Below are 2,616 nucleotides of genomic sequence, written 5' to 3'. Positions count from 1 at the left end.
TTTGGTGGGGCAGGATGCTAAGAAGAACGAAAAAGAAAGGAGGTAAAGTAGATTATCTTGATATGCTCAAATATGTTGAGACTCAGCAGGCCGGAATATATTAAAACATGTCATCGCCATTGATCAAGATATCAGCAAGAACCTCGTTGGGCGAAGTCACTAAACTAGTCTCTTCTGCTGTGTCTGCTTCCAATTCCAAGGCGATCATTTGACTAGGAGACATTTTACCTAAACTTCTGATGTACATATCAAGAGATAGAGCAATCATAAAACCTGCAAAATCACGGTTTTTGATGAGAGACAAATCAAACCCAGCAAGTTCCTTGACTGAAGCAAAGTAGGAGTATAGGAATCCTTTGGCGCACAAATGAAGCATACGGCGGAGTGCCGCTACGCTGATAAAGTTTGGCTGCATTTTGGCGTTCTTGAATAAACCAAGAATCATCAGTAGCTGCGAATAGCCAGTCCTGCCTTCAAGCAAGCCCTTCTTCTCCCAGTTGGCAACCGTTAAAGTTGTTGCTCCCAAAAGACGCCCTAATTCTCTTTGAGACAAGTCCAAAAACTTCCTAAACTTCGCTACCTCATCTGCAGTTATCATTTTCCCTTCTGTCATATCATATCCCTCCAGTGTTTCTGATGCGCTAGACACTCTTTTCTCTCCAACAGACTTCATAGCCAATCTAAAAAACTTACAAAAACTACATATAATATACTAGATTATATACCTTTGTGCAATAAAAAATATCGTTTTTATGTTTGCATCATGTGTATTTTATGTTTGTCAGCCAAAACTTTTACAAACAGAAACAAGAGTCAAGTGTACAGACATCTGTAAATGTATGCTCTAATAGGTTATAAGTGTTTTGATATTCTTCTAAAAAACATAGCTATATTCTTACATGTCCCTGTAGGAGGCATGTGCGGACAATCTATGCCCATTTTTATACAGTTGTACGGCATATAATCAGATTGAACGATATCTGTCCATTTACGCTCTGCCGCTTCTCTAGAATACCGTGCTGTATCCATGCTTGATATCTCATAGAATGTTTCTTCTGCTTCTGACCCAAAAACCTTATAAAGTCCTGCTCCAATACTGAACCACTTAACATAATTGAGATTAGTGGGGCGATCCAAAGCCTCACGCATGATAATACAATTTGATTGTTGTAGCAATTGGATCAGCTTATTTTTTTTATCGGTTAGAGTAATTTTTTTATGGTTTATCTTTTCTTTTTCCCTTTTTTTCTCCTTATCTATTTGTGTCCTTTTTGTATCTTTTTGACTAAGGAGTTTTGTAAATTTTTCCAATGTTTCAATAAAGATTTGTGTACAGTATCTTTGATCTGATATAAGTTTAGCTACAACAGGTCGGTTGGGAACAACCTTACAGTTGTACGAACCCGGAGCCCTGAGGGTGTGAGCCCAGTTTGATGCTTGAGTGTCGCCGTTGAAGAGTGCGGCAAGGATCTTATTACATCTTTCCCCAAGAGTGCCGTCTGTAACAGGTGTATCCAACAGCCAAAACAGATGGACCCCCCAACCGGAAACAACATAAAGGTTGGGGACTATGCCTAGCTTGTTTAATTGTAAAGCCTTCGTTCCTTGTAGATATCTGTCCTCCCAATTGAAAGCTCCGTCCACATCAACCCAGAAGGCAGGTATTGCTGCCAGATTGCTTTCGCCTTTTATATGTTTCTTGCCAGATGGGGCTAATCTAGGACATACAACGTAGTGGATGCTGTGAGGAACCGAACTGGTTAATTTATCGATTTCGGAAAAGAAGTCTGACAAATATCCTATAGGCGTCCACTTGCTATATATTCTCCCTGTAAAATCCTTGTTTTTGGTGCCTCTGACTTCCACATACCAATCTGCTGCACACTTCTGCCATAATAAGGAGAAAAAATCTTCTTTGGAGATAATTTCTGATGTTATGCCTGACACCTTATCTCCTCCTTTTCACTCAGCAAGAAGGTCTTGTTGTGTCTTGATGGTCTGTTCCAAGAGCGTTTGAATATGTGTTACATTGGGAAGTATGAGTATATTGATTCCCTGTTTGTCCTCTGTGGAAGAGAGTAAGGGATAACTGCGTCTGATCCTGGCGATTGCCTTGTTTCTCAAAAGGCTCTCGTTTTCTGTAGGAAAAGGAACAAACAATTTTAAAACAGGAACTATTTTTGCTTGTTCTTGTTCAGGAATAGTGTCTCTCCTGCTGAACGGAACCCAGTAGATTCCTTTTGTCGAAGGAACTAAGAAGAATATATCCTCCCACAAAGAAGTGTTTATGCTCTGCTGAACAGCTTGAGGCAGCAGTTTAAGAGTGCCTTGACCGCATTCTTTAATATTTCTGGCACTCATCAACACATCGATAAATTTTTCCCTAGGCCCATCGAGGAGAGTAGTCAGCATAGTTTTATGGCAACTTGCGGCGTTCTCTACTGAAACAACCCACTGTGCATAGATAGGAGCATGTAAATTGACTTGTACTGCTCCTTCTGATGCTGCTGACCAAAGCAAACACACAATCAACATAGGTGTATATACAAGAAGTTTAGTAAATTTATTATATTTCATATATTTCATAGGGAACAGTCTCCTTTTTTATAATATAAA

The 2,616-nt window shown here is 39.6% G+C and carries 3 protein-coding genes; all 3 read right to left on the bottom strand.

Annotated features, from left to right (window positions below):
* Positions 1-100: 100 nt before the first annotated feature.
* Positions 101-613 carry a helix-turn-helix domain-containing protein gene (locus tag V7Z69_RS09745; protein ID WP_334139791.1) on the bottom strand — a complete coding sequence of 171 codons (513 nt, stop codon included), beginning with the start codon at positions 611-613 and terminating at the stop codon, positions 101-103.
* Between the two features lie 239 nt (positions 614-852).
* The gene (locus tag V7Z69_RS09740; RefSeq protein WP_334139790.1) at positions 853-1,947 is read right to left on the bottom strand and encodes a DNA-primase RepB domain-containing protein; all 1,095 of its coding nucleotides are present in this window, start codon (positions 1,945-1,947) and stop codon (positions 853-855) included.
* A 15-nt stretch (positions 1,948-1,962) separates the two neighbouring features.
* Entirely contained in the window at positions 1,963-2,586 is a 624-nt protein-coding gene (locus V7Z69_RS09735) for a hypothetical protein (RefSeq protein ID WP_334139789.1), read from the bottom strand.
* Positions 2,587-2,616 lie beyond the last annotated feature (30 nt).

Origin of the sequence: Thermovirga lienii, from assembly GCF_036847465.1 — a bacterium.
GTDB lineage: Bacteria > Synergistota > Synergistia > Synergistales > Thermovirgaceae > Thermovirga > Thermovirga lienii.
The sequence above is the reverse complement of the archived record's forward strand: the minus strand, read 5'-3'. Positions and strand labels throughout refer to the sequence as shown.